The organism is Streptomyces sp. NRRL S-350 (assembly GCF_000719705.1).
GTDB lineage: Bacteria > Actinomycetota > Actinomycetes > Streptomycetales > Streptomycetaceae > Kitasatospora.
Genome location: NZ_JOHO01000036.1, coordinates 53,703 through 71,719, shown reverse-complemented (window position 1 = coordinate 71,719; position 18,017 = coordinate 53,703). Strand labels below are relative to the sequence as shown.

Below are 18,017 nucleotides of genomic sequence, written 5' to 3'. Positions count from 1 at the left end.
GGAGGGGCCGGTGCCGACCCGGTCGACCGGGCACGGCGGGAGAGCGGTGCGCCTCCTCCCCTGCGGGAGGCGCACCGCCGCCGCTCGGGACCAGCCTCGCCGAGCGGCGGCCGCGTGCCTATCCACTTCCGGACCCCGCCGGCGTGCGTTTTCGGACAGCCGGGGCCCCGTCAGCAGCCGCGCCCGAGGGCCTCCGAGGGCGAACGCCCGTACGCCCGCCGGTAGTCCGCGCTGAAGCGGCCGAGATGGGTGAAGCCCCAGCGGCAGGCGATCTCGGTGACCGTGCCGCTCGCCCGGCCGTCGGCGATCGCGAGCAGATCGTGGTGGGCCCGGTCGAGCCGGACGCGCCGCAGGTAGGCCAGCGGGGTGGTGTCGAGGTGGCGCCGGAAGCCCTCCCGCAGGGTGCGCAGGCTGACCCGGGCGGCCCGGGCGATGTCGGCGACGGAGACGGCCTCGTCGGCGTGCTCGGCGCAGAAGTCGACCGCCCGCCGCAGGGCGCTCGGCAGCAGTGCGGGGCCGCGGTCGACCGTCGACCTGGTCAGCGAGTGCGCCTGCGCGTCCAGCAGGCCGTCGACCAGCAGCCTCTCGAAGTGGCCCGTGCCCAGTGGTGACCGGAGGGCCAGCGCGGAGGCGGCGAAGGTCCGGAAGTGTCCGGCCAGTTCGAGCCAGGCCCGCACGGCCGGGTTCCCGGGGTCGAGGGCGGGGTGGAAGCGCGGCAGTTCGCGCGGGAGGTCGCCCAGGCGGGCGGCGAGGGCCTCCTCCACCGCCCGGCGGGAGAGGACGAGCGCCTCGTTGACGGCTCCGTCGGCCCAGTCCATGGTGATCTGGTCCCCCGGCCCGGCGATGTACGGCCCGTCCGGCAGCTCCCGGCCGTTGGCGCGGACCTGCAGGCTGCCGGGGGAGGGGAGGATGATGCTGTAGAAGTCGGGCAGCTCGCCGGTCCGGATCCGCACGCCCGCGCCGTACCGGAGGTCGTAGAGCCCCACGTCCCCCTCGCGGAAGGCGCGGAAGCGGCCCGCGATCGGCAGGCGGGTGCGCACCGTCAGCTGGTGCGCGGAGAGCCGGCTGCTCACCACCTCGCAGAGCTCGTCGGTGCAGTCGCCCTCGTACAGCGCGACCGGGCTCGCGCCGTCGTGCCGGGCGCGGCCCGAGGCCCCGGTTCTTCGCTCCGGCACCCGCCTGCCCTCCCCTTCGTCCGTGACGTGCGCATCCTAAAGGGGTGGTCGGACAGCATCGGGGCGGCGGGTACAGTGCGTGGGCAGAGCGCGCCGCAGACCAGGGGGTACCAGAGCCGATGAGCCGCCGAGACCGTGACCGCGACGGCACCCGCGACCGCGACGGCGCCCGGGACCGGAAGCGGGGCGGCGCCTCCCCGGTGACCGTCACCGTCTGCCGCGGCTGCTGCTGCGGCACCGAGGCGAAGCACCCCGGCGTGGACCACGCGGGGCAGTACGAGCGGCTGCGGACGGCGGTGGGTCCGGCGGGCCGGGTCCGGGCGGTCAAGTGCCTGGACGTGTGCACCCAGTCCAACGTGGTGGTGGTCGGCCCGTCCGCCGAGGGCCGGGCGGCGGGCGGCCGGCCGGTCTGGCTCGGCTTCGTGCTGATGGACGAGATGATCGACGACATAGCGGCCTGGGTGCGGGCGGGCGGTCCCGGCCTGGCCGATCCGCCCGGTCTGCTCGACCTCCAGTTGATCTCGGTCTCGCGCCGGGTCCGCGAGGGCCTGCCGGAGTAGCGGCCGCCCCGGGCGCGCCGCCGACGGTGCGGCCCCTCGCGTGATCGGCCGTCAGATCGCCGCCCCCGGGCGGTTCGGCGGCCGGCACCACTACGATGACCGGTGGCATCGAGCCGTTCCGCGCATCGAGCCGCTCCGCGCGAGGGAGGAAGACGATGACGACGGTCTGCCGCATCTGCGCGGGCACCGGCCGTACCGCCGGCCTCAGCTGCCGGACGTGCCAGGGCACCGGCACCACCGAGGTGGGCGGCGGGGGCGGCAACTGCTTCCTGTGCGACGGCACCGGCGTGTACGTGCGCTACCGGGTGGACGCGGGCGGCGCCAAGCACGCCTACCGGGACGAGATCTGCCGCACCTGCGACGGCACCGGGAACCGGGCCGCCACGCAGTGGGACGAGCCCTCCTGACCCTGCGGGCCCACCCCCCCCGCACCGGGGCCCGGCCGACGTCCGCTCAGGTCCGCTGCCCGGTGGGGGCCATGATCGGGCGTGGAATCGGTGCGGACACGCCCTTTGCCAAACCATGGTCGAACATTGGTGTTCGAATGGGGTGTGCGCTGCGGCTCGTTCACCGCGCGTCAGTGTGTGATCCACGTGCCGCTGACAGAGTCCCGCGCATGGATATCCCCAAGATGGGCGTGCCGGCCGAGCTTGCCGACCGCATGAGCACGGCCGAGCAGCACGAGTACCTGCGGGCCCGCTTCTCCCGCCGCCGGATGCTGCGCGCCGGCGCCGTGACCGTCGGTGCCGTCGCCGTCGGCGGCGCCCTGGGCGGCGGCACGGCCCTCGCCGCGCCGGCCGGCCCGCAGCCGGTCACGGGCGGCACGACGGCCGGCATCGACGGCTCGATGGTCGCGCCGATCGGCCGTCACCTCCAGTTCGGCCCCGAGCCGGACACCCAGTTCCGCATCTCCTGGCAGGTCCCGGTGCCGGTCAAGAAGCCGTTCCTGCGCTTCGGCCGGACCCCGTGGGAGCTCGGCCACAAGGTCCAGGCCGAGGTCCGCGCCCTGCACACCCCGGCGCTGACCCCGGGCAGCCAGCCGGTGGACCAGTACTACCTGCACGTGGCGCTGGAGGACCTGCACCCCGACACCACCTACTACTACGGTGTCGGCCACGACGGCTTCGACCCGGCCTCGCAGCAGCAGATCTCCACCCTGCACACCTTCCGCACCGCGCCCTCGCGCGACCACCGCTGGGGCAAGGTGTACGAGCCGTTCACCTTCACCGCCTTCGGCGACCAGGGCGTCAGCTCGCACGCGGCGGGCAACGACCACGTCATCAAGGCACAGAAGCCGGCCTTCCACCTGCACGCCGGCGACATCTGCTACGCCGACCCGGCCGGCTCCGGCACCGACCCGGACAAGTCCGTCTTCAACGCGAAGACCTGGGACGACTTCCTGGTCCAGACCGAGACGGTGGCCGCCGAGATCCCGTGGATGGTCGCCTACGGCAACCACGACATCGAGGCCTGGTACTCGCCCAACGGCTACGGCGGCGAGAACGCCCGCTTCTTCCTGCCGGACAACGGCCCGGACCCGCGCAAGGTCCCCGGCGTCTACACCTTCCGCTACAAGAACGTCGGCGTCATCTCGCTCGACGCCAACGACGTCTCGTACGAGATCCCGGCCAACCTGGGCCTCTCGGCGAGCAAGCAGACCCAGTGGCTGGAGCGCACCCTCAAGGACCTGCGCGGCGACGAGACCGTCGACTTCGTCGTGGTCTTCTTCCACCACTGCGCCTTCTCCACCACCGTCGCGCACGCCTCCGAGGGCGGCGTCCGCGAGGCCTGGGTGCCGCTGTTCGAGAAGTACCGGGTGGACCTGGTCATCAACGGCCACAACCACATCTACGAGCGCACCGACGCCATCCTGGGCAACAAGGTCTCGAAGCAGGTGCCGAGCGGCGCCACCATCGAGCCCGAGAAGGACGGCGTGGTCTACGTGACCGCGGGCGCGGCCGGCCGCAGCCTGTACAAGTTCGACGTGCCGGACACCTACGAGGGGCACGAGAACCACCAGGACGAGGTCGCCACCTACTACTGGGGCAAGGGCCGGGTGAAGGTCCCCGAGACCATCCAGTGGTCGCGGGTGCGCTACACCGGCTACTCCTTCATCAAGGTCGACGTCACCCCGGCGCACCTGGGCCGGAAGTCGGTCATGAAGGTCACCGCGCTGGCCGAGGACGGCACCCAGATCGACAACTACTCGATCGTGCGCACGGTCGGCGAGGGCTGGGACTCGGGCCGCGACGACGACGGCGAGGGCGGCGGCTGGGGCTGGTGAGACCGGTCGTCGGCAGCCGCCGCCGGTGACGGCCGGCCGCCGCCGCGATGACGGTGCCCCGGGGCCGGACCTGCGCCCCGGGGCACCGGTGCGGTCAGCGCCGGGGGCCGTACATGATCACGGCGACCCCGGCCAGGCAGACCAGCGCGCCCACCACGTCGTGGCGGGTCGGCCGGAAGCCGTCCACGGCCACGCCCCAGAGCAGCGAGCCGGCCACGAACACCCCGCCGTACGCGGCCAGCACCCGCCCGAACTGGCCGTCCGGCTGCAGCGCCGCGACGAAGCCGTACGCCCCGAGCGCCACCACCCCCAACCCGGCCAGCCACCACGGCCGTTGCTCGCGCACGCTCTGCCAGACCAGCCAGCAGCCGCCGATCTCGGCGAGCGCGGCGAGGACGAACAGGGCGACGGAGCGCAGGACGGTCATGCCTGCGAGCGTATGCGGCTCAGCTCTGGCGGTACGTCGCCAGGAAGCGCCCGATCCGGTTGATGGCCGTCTCCAGGTCGTCGGCGCGGGGCAGCGTGACGAAGCGGAAGTGGTCCGGGCGGGGCCAGTTGAAGCCGGTGCCCTGGACGACGTGGATCTTCTCGCGCAGCAGCAGGTCCAGCACGAACCGCTCGTCGTCGACGATCCGGTGCACCGCCGGGTCGAGCTTGGCGAAGGCGTACAGCGCGCCCTTGGGCTTGACGCAGCTGACGCCGGGGATCTCGTTGAGCGCCTTGACCGCGATGTCGCGCTGCTCGGTGAGCCGGCCGCCGGGCAGGACCAGGTCGTGGATGGACTGGTGGCCGCCGAGCGCGGCCTGGACGGCGTACTGGGCGGGCACGTTGGGGCACAGCCGCATGCCGGAGAGCATGGTCAGGCCCTCCAGGTAGTCGGTGGCGTGCTGCTTGGGCCCGGAGACGACCAGCCAGCCGCTGCGGAAGCCGGCCACCCGGTAGGACTTGGAGAGGCCGTTGAAGGTGAGGGTGAGCACGTCGTCGGCGAGGGCGCCCAGGCAGTGGTGCTCGGCGTCGTCGTAGAGGATCTTGTCGTAGATCTCGTCGGCCAGGACCATCAGCTGGTGGCGGCGGGCCAGGTCGAGGATGCCCGCCAGCAGTTCCTTCGGGTAGACGGCACCGGTGGGGTTGTTGGGGTTGATGACGACGATCGCCTTGGTGCGGGCGGTGATCTTGGCGGCGATGTCGTCCAGGTCCGGGTACCACTCGGCCCCTTCGTCGCACAGGTAGTGCACGGCCCTGCCGCCGGCCAGCCGGACCGCGGCCGTCCAGAGCGGGTAGTCGGGCATCGGCACGAGCACCTCGTCGCCGTCGTCCACCAGGGCGGTGACGGCCATCTGGATCAGCTCGGAGACGCCGTTGCCGAGGTAGACGTCGTTGACGGTGACGCCCTGGACCCCGCGCTGCTGGTAGTACTGCACCACCGCGCGGCGGGCCGGCAGGATGCCGCGCGAGTCGCTGTAGCCGTGCGCCGAGGGCAGGTTGCGGATGATGTCCTGGATGATCTCCTCGGGCGCCTCGAAGCCGAACGGGGCGGGGTTGCCGGTGTTCAGCCGCAGCACGCTGTGCCCGGCCTCTTCCAGGGCGTTGGCCTGGTCGACCACCGGGCCGCGGATCTCGTAGCACACGTCGTTGAGCTTGCTGGACTGTCGAAACTCCATCTGCGGCCTCCCGACCGTCACCACCGCTCCGTTGCTTCTGCTTTGTTCTACCAAGTTGTCACTTGGAAAGTCCAACCTCTTGGCTATGCTGATCCCCATGTCACGCCGAAGCTACGACCAGTACTGCGCCGTCGCCCGCGCCCTGGACGCGGTGGGCGAACGCTGGAGCCTCCTGATCGCCCGTGAACTCCTCGGCGGCCCCCGCCGCTACACCGACCTGCACGCCGACCTGCCCGGCGTCTCCACCGACATCCTGGCCGCCCGGCTCAAGCAGCTGGAGGGGGACGGACTGGTCGTGCGGCGGAAGCTGGAACGGCCGGCCAACGCGACGGTCTACGAACTGACCGGGCGCGGCCGCGAACTGCGGCCGGTCATCGAGGCACTGGGGGAGTGGGGCCTGGCCGCCCTCGGCGAGCAGCGGCCCACCGACGCCGTGCGCGAGCACTGGTTCACGCCCCGGAAGGCGGAGGACGGGACGGCGGCCGTCACGGGCTAGCGTCCTGCGGGGCGAGGAGAGGGGCGGCGTGGCCGAACGGGCGGCACCGGGGCCCTCGCCGCACCGGCGCACGGCCCCTCGCCGCACGGCCTCTCGCCGCACCGCCGCAGGGCCCTCGCTGCACCGCCGCCAGGACGCACCCGTACGATCGTCGGACCGCGGAGTCATCCCAGGAGAGCGGAGGCCGGCCCGTGCCCACCCCCCACCGCAGCTACGACAGCTACGTCGCCCTCGGCGACTCCTTCACCGAGGGCATGTGCGACGACCTGCTGCCCGACGGCCACTACCGCGGCTGGGCCGACCGGGTCGCCTCGGCACTCGCGGCCGAGCACCCGGACCGGGACTTCCGCTACGCCAACCTCGCCGTCCGCGGCAAGCTCATCGGCCAGATCCACGACGAGCAGCTCGCCCCCGGCGCCGCCGCCGGCGCCCAGCTCGTCACCCTCGCCGGCGGCTTCAACGACGTACTGCGCCCCGGCTGCGACATCGACCGGGTCGAGCGGCTGCTCGGCGACTGCGCCCGCGAACTGCGCGCCACCGGCGCCACCGTCGTCCTGTTCACCAGCACCGACCCCACCCGCCGGCTCGCGGGCGGCGCCCGGCTGCTGCCCGTCATCCTGCGGATGAAGGCCTTCGTGCAGGAACTCGGCACCGAGGACGGCATCGCCGTCGTCGACCTCTTCTCCGCCCCCTGCTTCGACGACCGCCGACTCTGGGCGGAGGACCGCCTCCACCTCTCACCCGAAGGCCACCGCCGGGTCGCCGAGGGCGTGCTGGAGGCACTCGGCCGCCCCGCCGCCTTCGACTGGCGCGCCCCGCTGCCCGCCGCGGCCCCGCCCGGCCGCGCCGAACGGCTGCGCGCCGACGCCCGCTGGCTGCGCACCCACCTCGGCCCCTGGATCGGCCGTCGGCTCACCGGCCGCTCCTCCGGCGACGGCCGTCCGCCCAAGCGGCCCGAGCTGCTGCCGTACCGCTAGCCGGCCGGTCCTCCCGCGCAGCGGCCCCGCGCCCGCGTGCCCTGCGACGGCGACCGCACCGCGGACCCCGTCGTCGGCCGACCCGCCCGTTCTCCGGAACGTGCCGCCCCTCCCCGCCCGACCGGGCTGGTGCACGGGGCAAGCACTACATTGGAGAGCGGAAAGCGGCTCGATCGCTGACGAGGTGTGCCGATGCACTCGATCACCGACTGGCTGCGCGGCCTGTCAGGTCCGGTCGTGTACGCGGCCGTCGGCGCCATGGTCTTCGCCGAGGACGCCCTGTTCTTCAGCTTCTTCATCCCCGGTGAGACCGCCGCCGTCCTCGGTGGCTTCCTGGCCCACCAGGGCCGGGTCTCCATCGGTTGGATGGTCCTGGTCGTGGTCTGCGCGGCCGTCCTCGGCGACTCGGCCGGCTACGAGATCGGCCGCCCCCTCGGTCCCGCCATCCTGCACACCCGCCTGCTGCGACGCCATGTCAAGCAGGTCGACACGGCGCAGGACCTGATCCGCCGACGTGGTCCGGCCGCCGTCTTCGTCGGCCGGTTCATCGCGTTCTTCCGTCCCCTGGTGCCCTCGCTGGCCGGGATGTCCCGGATGCCGTACCGCCGGTTCCTGTTCTACAACGCCCTCGGCGGGGTCGCCTGGGGCGTCGGCTTCACCCTCCTCGGCTACTTCGCCGGGGCCGCCTACACCCGGGTGGAGGGCACGGTCGGGCGGGTCGCCGCCATCGCGATCGCGGTGGTCGCCGCCGTCGCCCTGTCGGTCTGGTACGTGCGGCGGCACCGCTCCCGGGGCCGGGAGCGGTCGGACGACAGCGCCGGACGGAATCCCTGAACGGTCCCCGGACGGTGCGGCCCCGGGGCCGCCGGCCGGTCGGTCCGCGACCGCGCGCCGCCGCGCGGGCGGCCGTCGGCGGCCACCCCGGGACTTCGGGGGACTTCAGCCTTCGGAACCCGCCGGCTCCAGGACCAGGCTCGCCATCGGGGCGTGGGTGGTCCAGCCGAGCGCGGTGTACAGCGCCCGGCCCTCGCGCGTGCCGACCAGGACGCCGGTGCGGGCGCCCGCCTCGTACGCGGCGGACTGCAGGGTCCGCATCACCAGGGCGCCCAAGCCCCGGCGGCGGAACTCGGGTGCGGTGGTGATCTGGTCGGGCACCGCCACCGGACCGGCCAGGCCGGCCTGGCCGCGCGCCGCGAAGTGCCCGGCCCCGGTGCGGACCAGCACCCGCAGGACGCCGCCCCGCTCCCAGACGGTCACCGTGTGGCCGGTCGGCACGGCGGGGTGCTCGGGGGCGAGCGGGGTGCTCATCAGGAAGCCCGGAGGGTCCAGTCGCCAGCGGGGGCCGACCCAGGGGCGCACGGTGGCGTCCTCGGCGAACAGCTTCAGCCAGGTGGTGGGTGCGGTGGTGGCCTCGGCGATCGTGCGGACCGCGGCCTCGGTCGGCTCCGGCAGCACGTGCCGGGCCACCTCGCCGACGGGCGCGCCGACGTCGATGGTCCAGCCCCAGGGCCGGTCCACCGGCTCGGCGGAGCCGCGCGAGACGGCCCAGCCCGAGATCCAGCTCCGGACCAGCTCTCTGATGTCGGGCTCCCTCATGCCGCTACCTCCGTCTGCAACCGTCTATCGGTAATGGTCTCTGAACGGCTGCATACCTTACTGGGTGGCGTGGGGGTCTGCCCAGTAGAATTTTCGGCGTCCGCGGTGCCACACCGGCGCCCGGCTGCTGGAAGGATCCCGGACGTGCGCGAGACCGAGTCGCCGCAAGACCCCACGGCGGCCGCGCCGACCCCGCTCCAGGCCGACTGCGGCAACTGCTTCGGACTCTGCTGCGCCGCCCTGCCGTTCGCCGCCGGCACCGACTTCGCCGTCGACAAGGCCGCCGGCACCCCCTGCCGCAACCTGAAGACCGACTTCACCTGCGGCATCCACGAGCGGCTGCGCGACAGCGGCTTCCAGGGCTGCACCGTCTACGACTGCTTCGGCGCCGGGCAGCGGGTCTCCCAGGTGACCTTCGGCGGCCGCAGCTGGCGCGACGAACCGGACACGGCCGCGCCCATGTTCGAGGTCTTCCCGATCGTGCGACAGCTGCACGAACTGCTCCGGTACCTCACCGAGGCGCTCACCTTCGAAGCCGCCCGCCCCCTCCACGCCGACCTGCGGCGGGCCCTCGCGGAGACCGACCGGCTCGCCGGCGGCGCCCCCGAGGAGATCCTCGCCGTCGACGTCCCGGCCCACCGGCAGCACGTCAGCGACCTCCTGCTGCGCGCCGGCGAACTCGTCCGGGCGGCCGTCCCGCGCCGCCGCGAGCACCGCGGCGCCGACCTCTTCGGCGCCCGGCTGCGCGGCGCCGACCTGAAGGGTGCCAACCTGCGCGGCGCCCTGCTCGTCGCGGCCGACCTCTCCGGCGCGGACCTGCGACTGGCCGACCTCATCGGCGCCGACCTGCGCGACGCCGACCTGGCCGGCGCCGACCTCACCACGGCCCTCTACCTCACCCAGGCCCAGCTCGACGCCGCCCGCGGCGACGCGGCCACCCGCCTGCCGGCGGGGCTCACCCGTCCCGCCCACTGGCCCGACACGGCGGCGCCGCCGGCCCCGAGGGCGGCGAGGACACGGCCCGCGAAGGGCGGCGGCCGGCCGCCCCGGGACCGCCGCCGCTGAAGCGCCGCTGAAACGCTGAGGCGCCGCTGAAACGCTGAGGCGACGCCACTGGGTCGCTTCGGAGGCGCCTCCGGGGCATCCGGTCGGCGTGCCCGCAGTGGCGGGCGTACTCGTCGATCCGGTGCATGCATGGTCGTGCGAAACCTCCCGGGTCCGCCACCGGTTCGCGCTGCGGCTCAGTCGGTCAGCAGGCGCGAGCGGAGCGCGGCGATCCGGGCGCGGTCGATGCCGAGGGTGCCGGTGAGGTAGGCCTCGACGGAGCCGTGGCGGGCGGCGAGGTCGGCGAGGGTGAGGCGGATGACGGTCTCCGGGGCGCGGCCGTAGCCGGGCCAGCGCAGGGTGCGGCCGGGGTTGGCGGCGTGCCAGTCGGCGACCAGCCGCTCGGTGGCGAGTTCGGTGAGCGCGAAGTCGGCGGCGATGTCGTCCTCGGCGACGCCGAGCAGGGTGAGCAGCAGGGCGGCGATGAGGCCGGTGCGGTCCTTGCCGGACGCGCAGTGGAAGACCACCGGGGCCTCGGCGTCGGCGATCACGTCCAGGGTCCGGCGGATCTCCTTGACCCCGTCCTCGGCGACCTCGGCGAAGCGGTCGGCGAGGTAGCGCCAGGGGTCGAGCTCCGGGTCGATCGCGGCCTGGTCGTACGGGCGGTGCTCGATCGAGAGGTTGTGGTACTCCAGGCCCTCGAAGTGGGGCACCCGGCCCTTGGCGGCGATCTCCCAGGGGTAGCGGAGGTCGATCACGGTCCGTACGCCGAGGGCCCGGAGCCGGTCGAGGTCGGCGTCCGAGGTGATCTTGCCGAGCGAGTCGGAGCGGTAGAGCAGGCCCCACCGTACGGACCGTCCCCCGGCGGCCGGACGGCCGCCCAGGTCGCGGAAGTTGTGCAGGGCCTCGAAGGTGTGGTGACGCGTCGTCATGCGCGGCACTCTAGCCAGGGCCGGCGCCGGGGCCGGGGCTGGGACCGTACCCGTGTGCGAGGAGGCCGAAGGCGCGGGTGGCGTCGTCGGCGGCTTCGGCGTACAGGTCGTCGGCGGTGCGGCCGCCGTCCCGGATGCGCTGCCAGTTGTGCAGGGCCAGGACCCGCTGGGTGGCGGTGACCTGGGCGGCGAGCAGCGGGGCGGTGAGGTCGCGCGGCCGCGGGAGGCCGGGGTCCTGGTCCAGCGCGTCGGCCAGGGTTCGTTCGGCGCGGGCCACGTACTCGCCGACCCGGGCGGCCAGGCTCGGGGTGCCGTAGACCAGGGCGGTGAAGGCGAGGACCGCGGGGTGGTCGTTGAGGCCGGTGACCGGGTCGCGCCGGTCGAGGCCGGTGAGGAAGTCCCGGAGCAGCGCGTCGAGCACCGGCTCGCCGGCCGGGCGGGTGCGGACGACGTCCGCGGCCTGCTCCTGGTGGTCGGCGAAGCGGTGGACGACCAGGTCCTCCTTGGTGGGGAAGTAGGAGAACAGCGTCGGCTTGGAGACCTCGGCTGCCGCCGCGACGTCCGCCACCGACACCTGGTCGAAGCCGTGCTCCAGGAAGAGTGCGATGGCCGCCTCGGAGATGGCCTGCCGGGTGCGCTCCTTCTTGCGTTCGCGCAGTCCGCTCATGGGGTCAGGCTAGCAGCCGGGTTGACCGGGGCAGCTTTCTGACCGGGTAGAGCCGGGCGCGTGGCGGGGGTGCGTGGCGGGGAAGCGTTGCGGCGACGCGTGGCGGGCGTGCGTGGCGCGGGCCGGCCTCAGGAGGTGATCGAGTCCAGGATCCGGCGGATCGACTCCACCACCGGGGCGCCCGCCGTCACCAGGGAGGCCACGCCGGAGATGTTCCGGAGCGCGCGCCGCAGCACGGTCGGCGGGGTGGCGGTGCCGTCGCCGATGGCCGCCAGCGACTCGTCCAGCACCTCGCGGTCCTCGGCCGGCACCTGCTCGCGCAACGCGCGCACGGCGGCCACGAGGTCGCGCAGGGCGGCCTGGGGGTCGGTCGGGCCCTGGTGCTTGATGATGCCGACGTTGTGGTCGCCGTGCTGGGTGACGGAGTCACCGATGTGGAAGTTGCCGCTCACCGGCCCACCTGCTTTCCGATGTTGTCGTTGCCGTACTGGTTGATCCGGTCGCCGATGTGGACGTTCTCCACCTGGACGGCGAACTCGGCCTGGGGGTTGTCGATGGCATCCATGATCATCTCGATCAACTGGCCGATCTGCCGGGGGTCATGGCTCACCACGGCCGTGGTCGAGGCGTTGGAGGTCTCGATGACCAGCTTGTACAGCGGCCGCTGCCGCAGCCGGGTGACCAGCCGGTAGATGCAGTAGGCGAGGCCCGCGACCAGCAGTGCGCCGGGGACGGCCGCCGCCTGCCCCGGTTCGGTCGAGTTCTGCAGCAGCGCGCCGAGGACGGTCGCCGCGAAGGCCAGGGCGAACACCTGGCGGACGAACCGGATGATCGTCCACGAGCGCTTGGGCGGCCACCAGACCAACTGCCGCGCCCGGGCGATGTGTTGTAGCGGGTAGGCGTCCCCGCCGACCCAGAGCACCCGCCGACTCACGCTGACGGTGATCACGTTCCGTGTCAAGTCCGTTTCCCCCTGCCGTTGGTGGCGGGAAGAACCATAGCAACAGGGACGGGCGTCCGGTGTGGGATCAGGAGGGCGTCCGGCGGGCGGTGACCTCGATCTCGATCCTCATCCGGGGGTCGCTGAGCCCGCACACCTGCATGGTGGCGGCCGGCCGGACCTCCCCGAAGCAGCGGCGCAGGACCGGCCAGCACGGTTCGAAGTCCGCGCGCTCGGGCAGCAGGTAGCGCACCCGCACCACGTCGGCGAAGCCGCAGTCCGCCGCTGCGAGGGCGGCGCCGATGTTGCGCAGGCACTGCTCGGCCTGCTCCACCACGTCGTCGGAGATGGTCATGGCGGTGTAGTCGAAGCCGGTCGTCCCGGACACGTGGACCCAGTCGCCGTCCACCACCGCACGGGCGTAGCCGATCTGTTCCTCGAAGGTCGAACCGCTGAGGACCGCACGTCGTTCTGTCATGCCGGAACGCTAGGTGAGCTGCCGGAATACGTCCAACACTCCGCACGGCATCATCTGATATGCCTGGAGGTATGGAGCGTCCCGAACTCCCCCTGCCGCAGCTGAACGCCTTCGTCGTGCTCGCCGAGGAACTGCACTTCGGCCACGCCGCCGCCCGCCTCGGCATCGCCCAGCCGCCGCTGAGCCAGCAGATCCGACGGCTGGAGGACAAGGTCGGCCACCCGCTGTTCCGCCGTGACCCCGGGGGCGTCGCCCTGACCCCGGCCGGCCGTGAACTCCTGCCCGCCGCACGGCGGGCGCTGACCGACCTCGCGGACGCCCTGTCCGCCGCCCGCGCCGTCGGCAGCGGCGAGGCCGGGCGCCTGCGGATCGGGTTCTCCGCCTCGCTCGCCCTCACCGTCCTGCCCGGTCTGCTGACCGCCTTTCGGCAGCGCCACCCCGCCGTCCACCTGGACCTGCGCGAGATGACCAGCGCGCCGCAGCTCACCGCGCTGCACGAGCGGTCCATCGACGTCGGCCTGCTGCGCGAGCCGCCCGCGGGCGAGCCGGAGCTGTCCTTCCGTACGGTGCTGCGCGAGCCGTTCGTCGCCGTCCTCCCCGCGCACCACCCGCTGGCCGGCCAACGGGCCGTCCGTCTGGCGCAGTTGGCGGACGCGCCGTTCGTACTGCTGCCCCGGGAGGACGGGCCGCAGCTGTACGACCGGATCACCGGCCTGTGCGGCGAGGCGGGCTTCGTCCCGCGGATCGCGCAGCACGCGGTGGAGTGGCAGACGGTGTGCGCACTGGTCGGCGCAGGCCTGGGCGTCTCCCTGGCCCCGGCGAGCATCCGGCGCATCCGCCTGCGCGGCGTCGCCTTCCGCCGGATCGACCCGGGCACCGCACGCACCCCGGCTGCCCTCGCCTGGCGCCGCGACGACCCCGACCCGCTGGTCCGCAACCTGCTCGCGGCGGTGGCCGAGGAGGTGCCCGGGGTCTGAGGACGGGCCCTACGCGCTGCGGTCGGCGAGCACCTCGCGGACGACGTGGCGGGCGTTGGCCGTCCGGGCCGCGTCGGTGTGGCGGTAGTAGGGGATCGTCACCAGGGCGATCGAGAACGCCCAGGCGCGGCCGCGCGCCCACGTGGCGTCGTCCGCGCGCAGGGCGGCGCGGTAGGCGGGACGGGCGGTGGCGGGCAGCAGGTTCCAGGCGGCGATCAGGTCCGCGGTCGGGTCGCCGACGCCCATCAGGGCGAAGTCGATGACGGCGGCGAGCCGGCCGGTGCGGGAGACCAGGAGGTTGCCCGGGGTGAGGTCGCCGTGCATCCAGACCGGCGGCCCGGCGTAGTCGGGCAGCCGAAGTGCCTTGTCCCAGAGCGCGGTTGCGGCCGCGGTGTCGATCGAGCCGGCGAGCTGGGCGATGGCCGCGCGGGTCGCGCCGTCCCGGGAGGCGAGCGGGGCGCTGCGGTGGCCGGCCGGGCCGTTCGCCGGGTCGACGGCGCGCAGGGCGCTGACGAAGCCGGCCAGGTCGCGGGCGAGGGCCCCCGGTGCGGTGAGGGCGCCGGCCGCCGGGTTGACGCCGTCGATCCACCGGAGCACCGACCACTCCCACGGGTAGCCCGCGGCGGGCCGGCCGAGCGCGAGCGGGGCGGGGACGGGCAGCGGCAGCCGGGGTGCCAGGGCGGGCAGCCACTGGTGCTCCCGGCGCAGGTCCCCGGCCGCCCACTCCACCCGGGGCAGCCGGACGGCGAGTTCGGGCCCGAGGCGGAACATCGCGTTGTCCGCCCCGGCCCGGGCGACCGGCGTGATCGGGAGGCGCTCCCACTGCGGGAACTGGGCGGAGATCAACCGCCGCACCAGGGCCGCGTCGACCACCGGCTCGTCAGGGTGCATCCGGGCGGCAGCGCACATGCCCGGCAGCGTACAGCGCCGATCGTTTCCGTTCAGCCGTATTCAACAACCGGGCGCATCAGGGCGATCAGCCGACGGTGACCCGCACCCCGACCGTGCCGCCCCTGCCGAAGCGCAGCACGTTCGCGGTCAGCGCGACCGCGCACAGCAGCCCGTACTTGCGCCTCAGCAGCTTGCGGTAGGCGGGTGCCCGGTCGGGGTCGAGCACGGCGGTGGCCGCGACCTGCGCACCGAGCAGGTTGCCGCGGATGTCGCTCGGGCCGACCAGGACGTCCGTGCGGTTGCGCAGACGCTTCACCTTGCCGGTCTTCGTCACGGTGGTGAAGACCAGCGCGTCGCCGTCCCGGGCGACCCAGACCGGGGTGGCCACCGGAGTGCCGTTCCTCCGGAAGGTGGTGAACAGCAGGTACTTGGCGGCATCGAGCCGCTCCAGTTCGGCGGCGGCATCCAGAGTGTCCATGCCCGCGACCCTAGGCGGCGGCAACTGGGCATCGCTCAAGCCCCGGTGGGGCCCCGGTGCACCGGGCCGCGCCCGGGCCCGTCCGTGCCGCACCGGTGCCCCGCCCCCCGCCCCGTCCCGTGTCCCGCCGGTTGTCCCGCTCCTGGCCCGCCCGGCCGCCACGCCCGGCCGCCACGGGTGCGGCCGGGCACCGTCGTCCGCACCTGCCAGAATGCAGGGCGTACGGCGAAAGCTCTGAAGGAGAAGGTGACCGGCTTCGTGACCACGCCAGCCGAACAGGTGGCCCGCCAGGCCCAGCAGGCGATCGAACGCAAGATCGCCGAGGAACTGGGCGTCCGCGAGGGGCAGGTGAAGGCGGCAGTCGACCTGCTCGACGGCGGCGCGACCGTCCCCTTCGTGGCCCGCTACCGCAAGGAGGCCACCGGCTCCCTCGACGACGCCCAACTGCGCGGCCTGGAGGAACGGCTGCACTACCTGCGCGAACTGGAGGAACGCCGGGCGACCGTCCTGGAGTCGATCGAGGCGCAGGGCAAGCTCGACGACGCGCTGCGCGCCCAGGTGCTGGCCGCGGACTCCAAGGCGCGCCTGGAGGACATCTACCTGCCGTTCAAGCCGAAGCGGCGCACCAAGGCGCAGATCGCCCGCGAGGCCGGGCTGGAGCCGCTGGCCGACACCCTGCTCGCCGACCCCTCCCAGGACCCGGCGGCGCTCGCCGCCGCCCTCATCGGGAACGGCAGCTTCGACGCGTCGGTGACGGACGTCGCGGCGGCCCTGGAGGGCGCCCGGGCCATCCTGGTCGAGCGCTTCGGCGAGGACGCCGACCTGGTCGGCTCGCTGCGCGAGCGGATGTGGACCCGCGGCCGCCTGGTCGCCACCGTCCGTGCCGGCAAGGAGCAGGACGGCGCCAAGTTCGCCGACTACTTCGACTTCGCCGAGCCGTACACCAAGCTCCCCTCGCACCGCATCCTGGCGATGCTGCGCGGCGAGAAGGAGGAGGTGCTCGACCTCGAACTCTCGCCCTACGACGGGGATGCCGCGGGCGACCTGCCCGGCGGGAACGACTACGAGCAGCGGATCGCCGCCCGCTTCGGCATCGCCGACCGCGGCCGCCCGGCCGACAAGTGGCTCGGCGACACCGTCCGCTGGGCCTGGCGCACCCGGATCCTGGTGCGCCTGGGCATCGACCTGCGCGCCCGGCTGCGCGCCGACGCCGAGGACGAGGCGGTGCGGGTCTTCGCCGCCAACCTGCGCGACCTGCTGCTCGCCGCCCCGGCGGGCACCCGCGCCACCATGGGCCTGGACCCGGGCTTCCGCACCGGCGTGAAGGTCGCCGTGGTGGACGCCACCGGCAAGGTCGTCGCGTACGAGACGATCTACCCGCACCAGCCCGCCAACAAGTGGGACGCGGCGCTGAGCACCCTGGCCGCGCTCGCGAAGAAGCACGACGTCGACCTGGTCGCGATCGGCAACGGCACCGCCTCCCGGGAGACCGACAAGCTCGCCGAGGACCTGATCAAGCGCCACCCTGAGCTGAAACTCACCAAGGCGATGGTCAGCGAGGCCGGCGCGTCGGTCTACTCGGCGTCGGCGTTCGCCTCGCAGGAGCTGCCGGAGCTGGACGTGTCGATCCGGGGCGCGGTCTCGATCGCCCGCCGCCTGCAGGACCCGCTGGCCGAACTGGTCAAGATCGACCCCAAGTCGATCGGGGTCGGCCAGTACCAGCACGACCTGAGCGAGGTGAAGCTCTCCCGCTCGCTGGACGCCGTGGTCGAGGACTGCGTCAACGCCGTCGGCGTGGACGTGAACACCGCCTCGGCACCGCTGCTCACCCGGGTCTCCGGCATCACCGGCACGCTCGCCGACAACATCGTCGCCCACCGCGACGCCAACGGTCCGTTCCGCACCCGCAAGCAGCTCAAGGACGTGTCGCGGCTCGGTCCCAAGGCCTTCGAGCAGTGCGCCGGCTTCCTGCGCATCCCCGGCGGCGAGGACCCGCTGGACGCCTCCAGCGTGCACCCCGAGGCCTACCCGGTGGTGCGCCGGATCCTCGCCTCCACCGGCGGGGAACTGCGCGAGCTGATCGGCAACGGTGCCGCGCTGCGGGCCCTGAAGCCCGGTGACTTCGCGGACGACACCTTCGGCGTCCCGACCGTCACCGACATCCTCGGCGAGCTGGAGAAGCCCGGCCGCGACCCGCGCCCCGCCTTCCGCACCGCCACCTTCAAGGAGGGCGTCGACAAGATCGGCGACCTGGAGGTCGGCATGGTGCTGGAGGGCGTGGTCACCAACGTCGCCGCCTTCGGCGCCTTCGTGGACGTGGGCGTCCACCAGGACGGGCTGGTGCACGTGTCGGCGCTGTCGAAGACCTTCGTGAAGGACCCGCGCGAGGTGGTCAAGCCCGGCGACATCGTGAAGGTCCGGGTGGTCTCGGTGGACGTGCCGCGCAAGCGGATCGGGCTCACCCTGCGGCTGGACGACGAGGTCGGGCGCGAGCGCGGGGACCGCGGCGGCGACCGCGGGGACCGGCAGGCCCGGCCGCCCCGCCAGGAGCGGCGCGGCGCCGGCCAGGGCGGTCCGGGCGGTCAGGACCGGCGCGGTGGCCAGGGCGGGCGGGACCGGGGCGACCGGACCGGTGGAGCCCCGGCTCCCGCCCCGGCCAACAGCGCCATGGCGGACGCGCTGCGCCGGGCCGGCCTGGCCGGTGGCGGCGGCGACGGCGGTGCGGGCAGCCGGCGCTCCGGGCGGCGCTGACCGGAGCGCCGGGCCGGGAGGCCGGTCCGCAGCGGAACGGCCGGGGCCGGTGGGCGTGTGGCATGCCCACCGGCCCCGGCCCTGGCCCAAAGCCGGCCGTCGTGCCGTCG

The 18,017-nt window shown here is 73.9% G+C and carries 19 protein-coding genes and 1 pseudogene; 9 read left to right on the top strand and 11 right to left on the bottom strand.

Annotated elements, in window-relative coordinates; translation table 11 throughout:
- Positions 1-170 precede the first annotated feature (170 nt).
- The gene (locus IF30_RS0127040) at positions 171-1,175 is read right to left on the bottom strand and encodes an AraC family transcriptional regulator (protein ID WP_051711261.1); all 1,005 of its coding nucleotides are present in this window, start codon (positions 1,173-1,175) and stop codon (positions 171-173) included.
- A gap of 119 nt (positions 1,176-1,294) precedes the next feature.
- Between IF30_RS0127040 and IF30_RS0127035 the strand changes: the two genes are divergently transcribed.
- From IF30_RS0127035 to IF30_RS0127025, 3 genes are all read left to right on the top strand, one after another.
- Entirely contained in the window at positions 1,295-1,735 is a 441-nt protein-coding gene (locus IF30_RS0127035; protein WP_234322854.1) for a (2Fe-2S) ferredoxin domain-containing protein, read from the top strand.
- Positions 1,736-1,890: 155 nt separating this feature from the next.
- A complete protein-coding gene (locus IF30_RS0127030) occupies positions 1,891-2,142 on the top strand; it encodes a hypothetical protein (protein WP_030243264.1) in 252 nt (83 codons plus the stop codon).
- Between the two features lie 209 nt (positions 2,143-2,351).
- The gene (locus IF30_RS0127025; protein ID WP_078891723.1) at positions 2,352-4,019 is read left to right on the top strand and encodes a purple acid phosphatase family protein; all 1,668 of its coding nucleotides are present in this window, start codon (positions 2,352-2,354) and stop codon (positions 4,017-4,019) included.
- Between the two features lie 94 nt (positions 4,020-4,113).
- On the opposite strand, the gene IF30_RS0127020 is transcribed toward IF30_RS0127025, so the two are convergent.
- Both IF30_RS0127020 and IF30_RS0127015 read right to left on the bottom strand, forming a co-directional pair.
- Positions 4,114-4,446: a YnfA family protein gene (locus tag IF30_RS0127020; RefSeq protein WP_030243261.1), complete on the bottom strand. Its 333-nt coding sequence runs from the start codon at positions 4,444-4,446 to the stop codon at positions 4,114-4,116.
- 19 nt (positions 4,447-4,465) lie between these two features.
- Positions 4,466-5,680: a pyridoxal phosphate-dependent aminotransferase gene (locus IF30_RS0127015; protein WP_030243259.1), complete on the bottom strand. Its 1,215-nt coding sequence runs from the start codon at positions 5,678-5,680 to the stop codon at positions 4,466-4,468.
- A gap of 97 nt (positions 5,681-5,777) precedes the next feature.
- Here IF30_RS0127015 and IF30_RS0127010 point away from each other — a divergent pair.
- From IF30_RS0127010 to IF30_RS0127000, 3 genes and pseudogenes are all read left to right on the top strand, one after another.
- Positions 5,778-6,131, top strand: a pseudogene (locus IF30_RS0127010) (winged helix-turn-helix transcriptional regulator); the annotation flags it as partial.
- 236 nt (positions 6,132-6,367) lie between these two features.
- On the top strand, positions 6,368-7,153 hold the full coding sequence (locus IF30_RS0127005) for an SGNH/GDSL hydrolase family protein (protein WP_030243256.1): 786 nt from the start codon (positions 6,368-6,370) through the stop codon (positions 7,151-7,153).
- A gap of 192 nt (positions 7,154-7,345) precedes the next feature.
- Complete coding sequence (locus tag IF30_RS0127000; protein ID WP_030243254.1) at positions 7,346-7,987, top strand: DedA family protein; 642 nt, start codon at positions 7,346-7,348, stop codon at positions 7,985-7,987.
- Positions 7,988-8,092: 105 nt separating this feature from the next.
- Here the strand turns inward: IF30_RS0127000 and IF30_RS0126995 are convergent, their stop codons facing one another.
- Positions 8,093-8,749, bottom strand: a complete 657-nt coding sequence (locus tag IF30_RS0126995; RefSeq protein ID WP_030243253.1) for a GNAT family N-acetyltransferase — start codon at positions 8,747-8,749, stop codon at positions 8,093-8,095.
- 144 nt (positions 8,750-8,893) lie between these two features.
- On the opposite strand from IF30_RS0126995, the gene IF30_RS0126990 reads away from it, so the two are divergent.
- Positions 8,894-9,814: a pentapeptide repeat-containing protein gene (locus IF30_RS0126990; RefSeq protein WP_051711259.1), complete on the top strand. Its 921-nt coding sequence runs from the start codon at positions 8,894-8,896 to the stop codon at positions 9,812-9,814.
- A gap of 176 nt (positions 9,815-9,990) precedes the next feature.
- On the opposite strand, the gene IF30_RS0126985 is transcribed toward IF30_RS0126990, so the two are convergent.
- From IF30_RS0126985 to IF30_RS0126965, 5 genes are all read right to left on the bottom strand, one after another.
- The gene (locus tag IF30_RS0126985) at positions 9,991-10,725 is read right to left on the bottom strand and encodes a tyrosine-protein phosphatase (RefSeq protein ID WP_030243250.1); all 735 of its coding nucleotides are present in this window, start codon (positions 10,723-10,725) and stop codon (positions 9,991-9,993) included.
- A gap of 10 nt (positions 10,726-10,735) precedes the next feature.
- Positions 10,736-11,392, bottom strand: coding sequence for a TetR family transcriptional regulator (locus IF30_RS0126980; protein ID WP_037901313.1), 657 nt, complete (start codon positions 11,390-11,392; stop codon positions 10,736-10,738).
- 128 nt (positions 11,393-11,520) lie between these two features.
- A complete protein-coding gene (locus IF30_RS0126975; RefSeq protein WP_030243247.1) occupies positions 11,521-11,844 on the bottom strand; it encodes a hypothetical protein in 324 nt (107 codons plus the stop codon).
- On the bottom strand, positions 11,841-12,353 hold the full coding sequence (locus tag IF30_RS0126970) for a DUF6232 family protein (protein WP_037901310.1): 513 nt from the start codon (positions 12,351-12,353) through the stop codon (positions 11,841-11,843). The genes IF30_RS0126975 and IF30_RS0126970 overlap by 4 nt, the downstream gene beginning before the upstream one ends.
- A gap of 67 nt (positions 12,354-12,420) precedes the next feature.
- Complete coding sequence (locus tag IF30_RS0126965) at positions 12,421-12,810, bottom strand: RidA family protein (RefSeq protein ID WP_030243243.1); 390 nt, start codon at positions 12,808-12,810, stop codon at positions 12,421-12,423.
- A 71-nt stretch (positions 12,811-12,881) separates the two neighbouring features.
- Here IF30_RS0126965 and IF30_RS0126960 point away from each other — a divergent pair, with 71 nt between their 5' ends.
- Positions 12,882-13,787, top strand: a complete 906-nt coding sequence (locus IF30_RS0126960) for a LysR family transcriptional regulator (protein WP_030243242.1) — start codon at positions 12,882-12,884, stop codon at positions 13,785-13,787.
- A gap of 9 nt (positions 13,788-13,796) precedes the next feature.
- Here the strand turns inward: IF30_RS0126960 and IF30_RS0126955 are convergent, their stop codons facing one another.
- Positions 13,797-14,696: an aminoglycoside phosphotransferase family protein gene (locus tag IF30_RS0126955; protein ID WP_030243240.1), complete on the bottom strand. Its 900-nt coding sequence runs from the start codon at positions 14,694-14,696 to the stop codon at positions 13,797-13,799.
- Between the two features lie 67 nt (positions 14,697-14,763).
- Positions 14,764-15,156: a PPOX class F420-dependent oxidoreductase gene (locus IF30_RS0126950; protein WP_030243239.1), complete on the bottom strand. Its 393-nt coding sequence runs from the start codon at positions 15,154-15,156 to the stop codon at positions 14,764-14,766.
- Positions 15,157-15,414: 258 nt separating this feature from the next.
- Here IF30_RS0126950 and IF30_RS0126945 point away from each other — a divergent pair, with 258 nt between their 5' ends.
- Positions 15,415-17,907, top strand: a complete 2,493-nt coding sequence (locus IF30_RS0126945; protein WP_199807932.1) for a Tex family protein — start codon at positions 15,415-15,417, stop codon at positions 17,905-17,907.
- Positions 17,908-18,017: the final 110 nt, after the last annotated feature.

Bases quoted from the DNA above. Each gene is read 5' to 3' on its own strand.
- IF30_RS0127020 (WP_030243261.1), bottom strand. From the start codon at position 4,446: ATGACCGTCCTGCGCTCCGTCGCCCTGTTCGTCCTCGCCGCGCTCGCC.
- IF30_RS0127035 (WP_234322854.1), top strand. From the start codon at position 1,295: ATGAGCCGCCGAGACCGTGACCGCGACGGCACCCGCGACCGCGACGGC.
- IF30_RS0127030 (WP_030243264.1), top strand. From the start codon at position 1,891: ATGACGACGGTCTGCCGCATCTGCGCGGGCACCGGCCGTACCGCCGGC.
- IF30_RS0127000 (WP_030243254.1), top strand. From the start codon at position 7,346: ATGCACTCGATCACCGACTGGCTGCGCGGCCTGTCAGGTCCGGTCGTG.
- IF30_RS0126995 (WP_030243253.1), bottom strand. From the start codon at position 8,749: ATGAGGGAGCCCGACATCAGAGAGCTGGTCCGGAGCTGGATCTCGGGC.
- IF30_RS0126980 (WP_037901313.1), bottom strand. From the start codon at position 11,392: ATGAGCGGACTGCGCGAACGCAAGAAGGAGCGCACCCGGCAGGCCATC.
- IF30_RS0127025 (WP_078891723.1), top strand. From the start codon at position 2,352: ATGGATATCCCCAAGATGGGCGTGCCGGCCGAGCTTGCCGACCGCATG.
- IF30_RS0126960 (WP_030243242.1), top strand. From the start codon at position 12,882: ATGGAGCGTCCCGAACTCCCCCTGCCGCAGCTGAACGCCTTCGTCGTG.
- IF30_RS0126955 (WP_030243240.1), bottom strand. From the start codon at position 14,696: ATGTGCGCTGCCGCCCGGATGCACCCTGACGAGCCGGTGGTCGACGCG.
- IF30_RS0126965 (WP_030243243.1), bottom strand. From the start codon at position 12,810: ATGACAGAACGACGTGCGGTCCTCAGCGGTTCGACCTTCGAGGAACAG.
- IF30_RS0126985 (WP_030243250.1), bottom strand. From the start codon at position 10,725: ATGACGACGCGTCACCACACCTTCGAGGCCCTGCACAACTTCCGCGAC.
- IF30_RS0127015 (WP_030243259.1), bottom strand. From the start codon at position 5,680: ATGGAGTTTCGACAGTCCAGCAAGCTCAACGACGTGTGCTACGAGATC.
- IF30_RS0126950 (WP_030243239.1), bottom strand. From the start codon at position 15,156: ATGGACACTCTGGATGCCGCCGCCGAACTGGAGCGGCTCGATGCCGCC.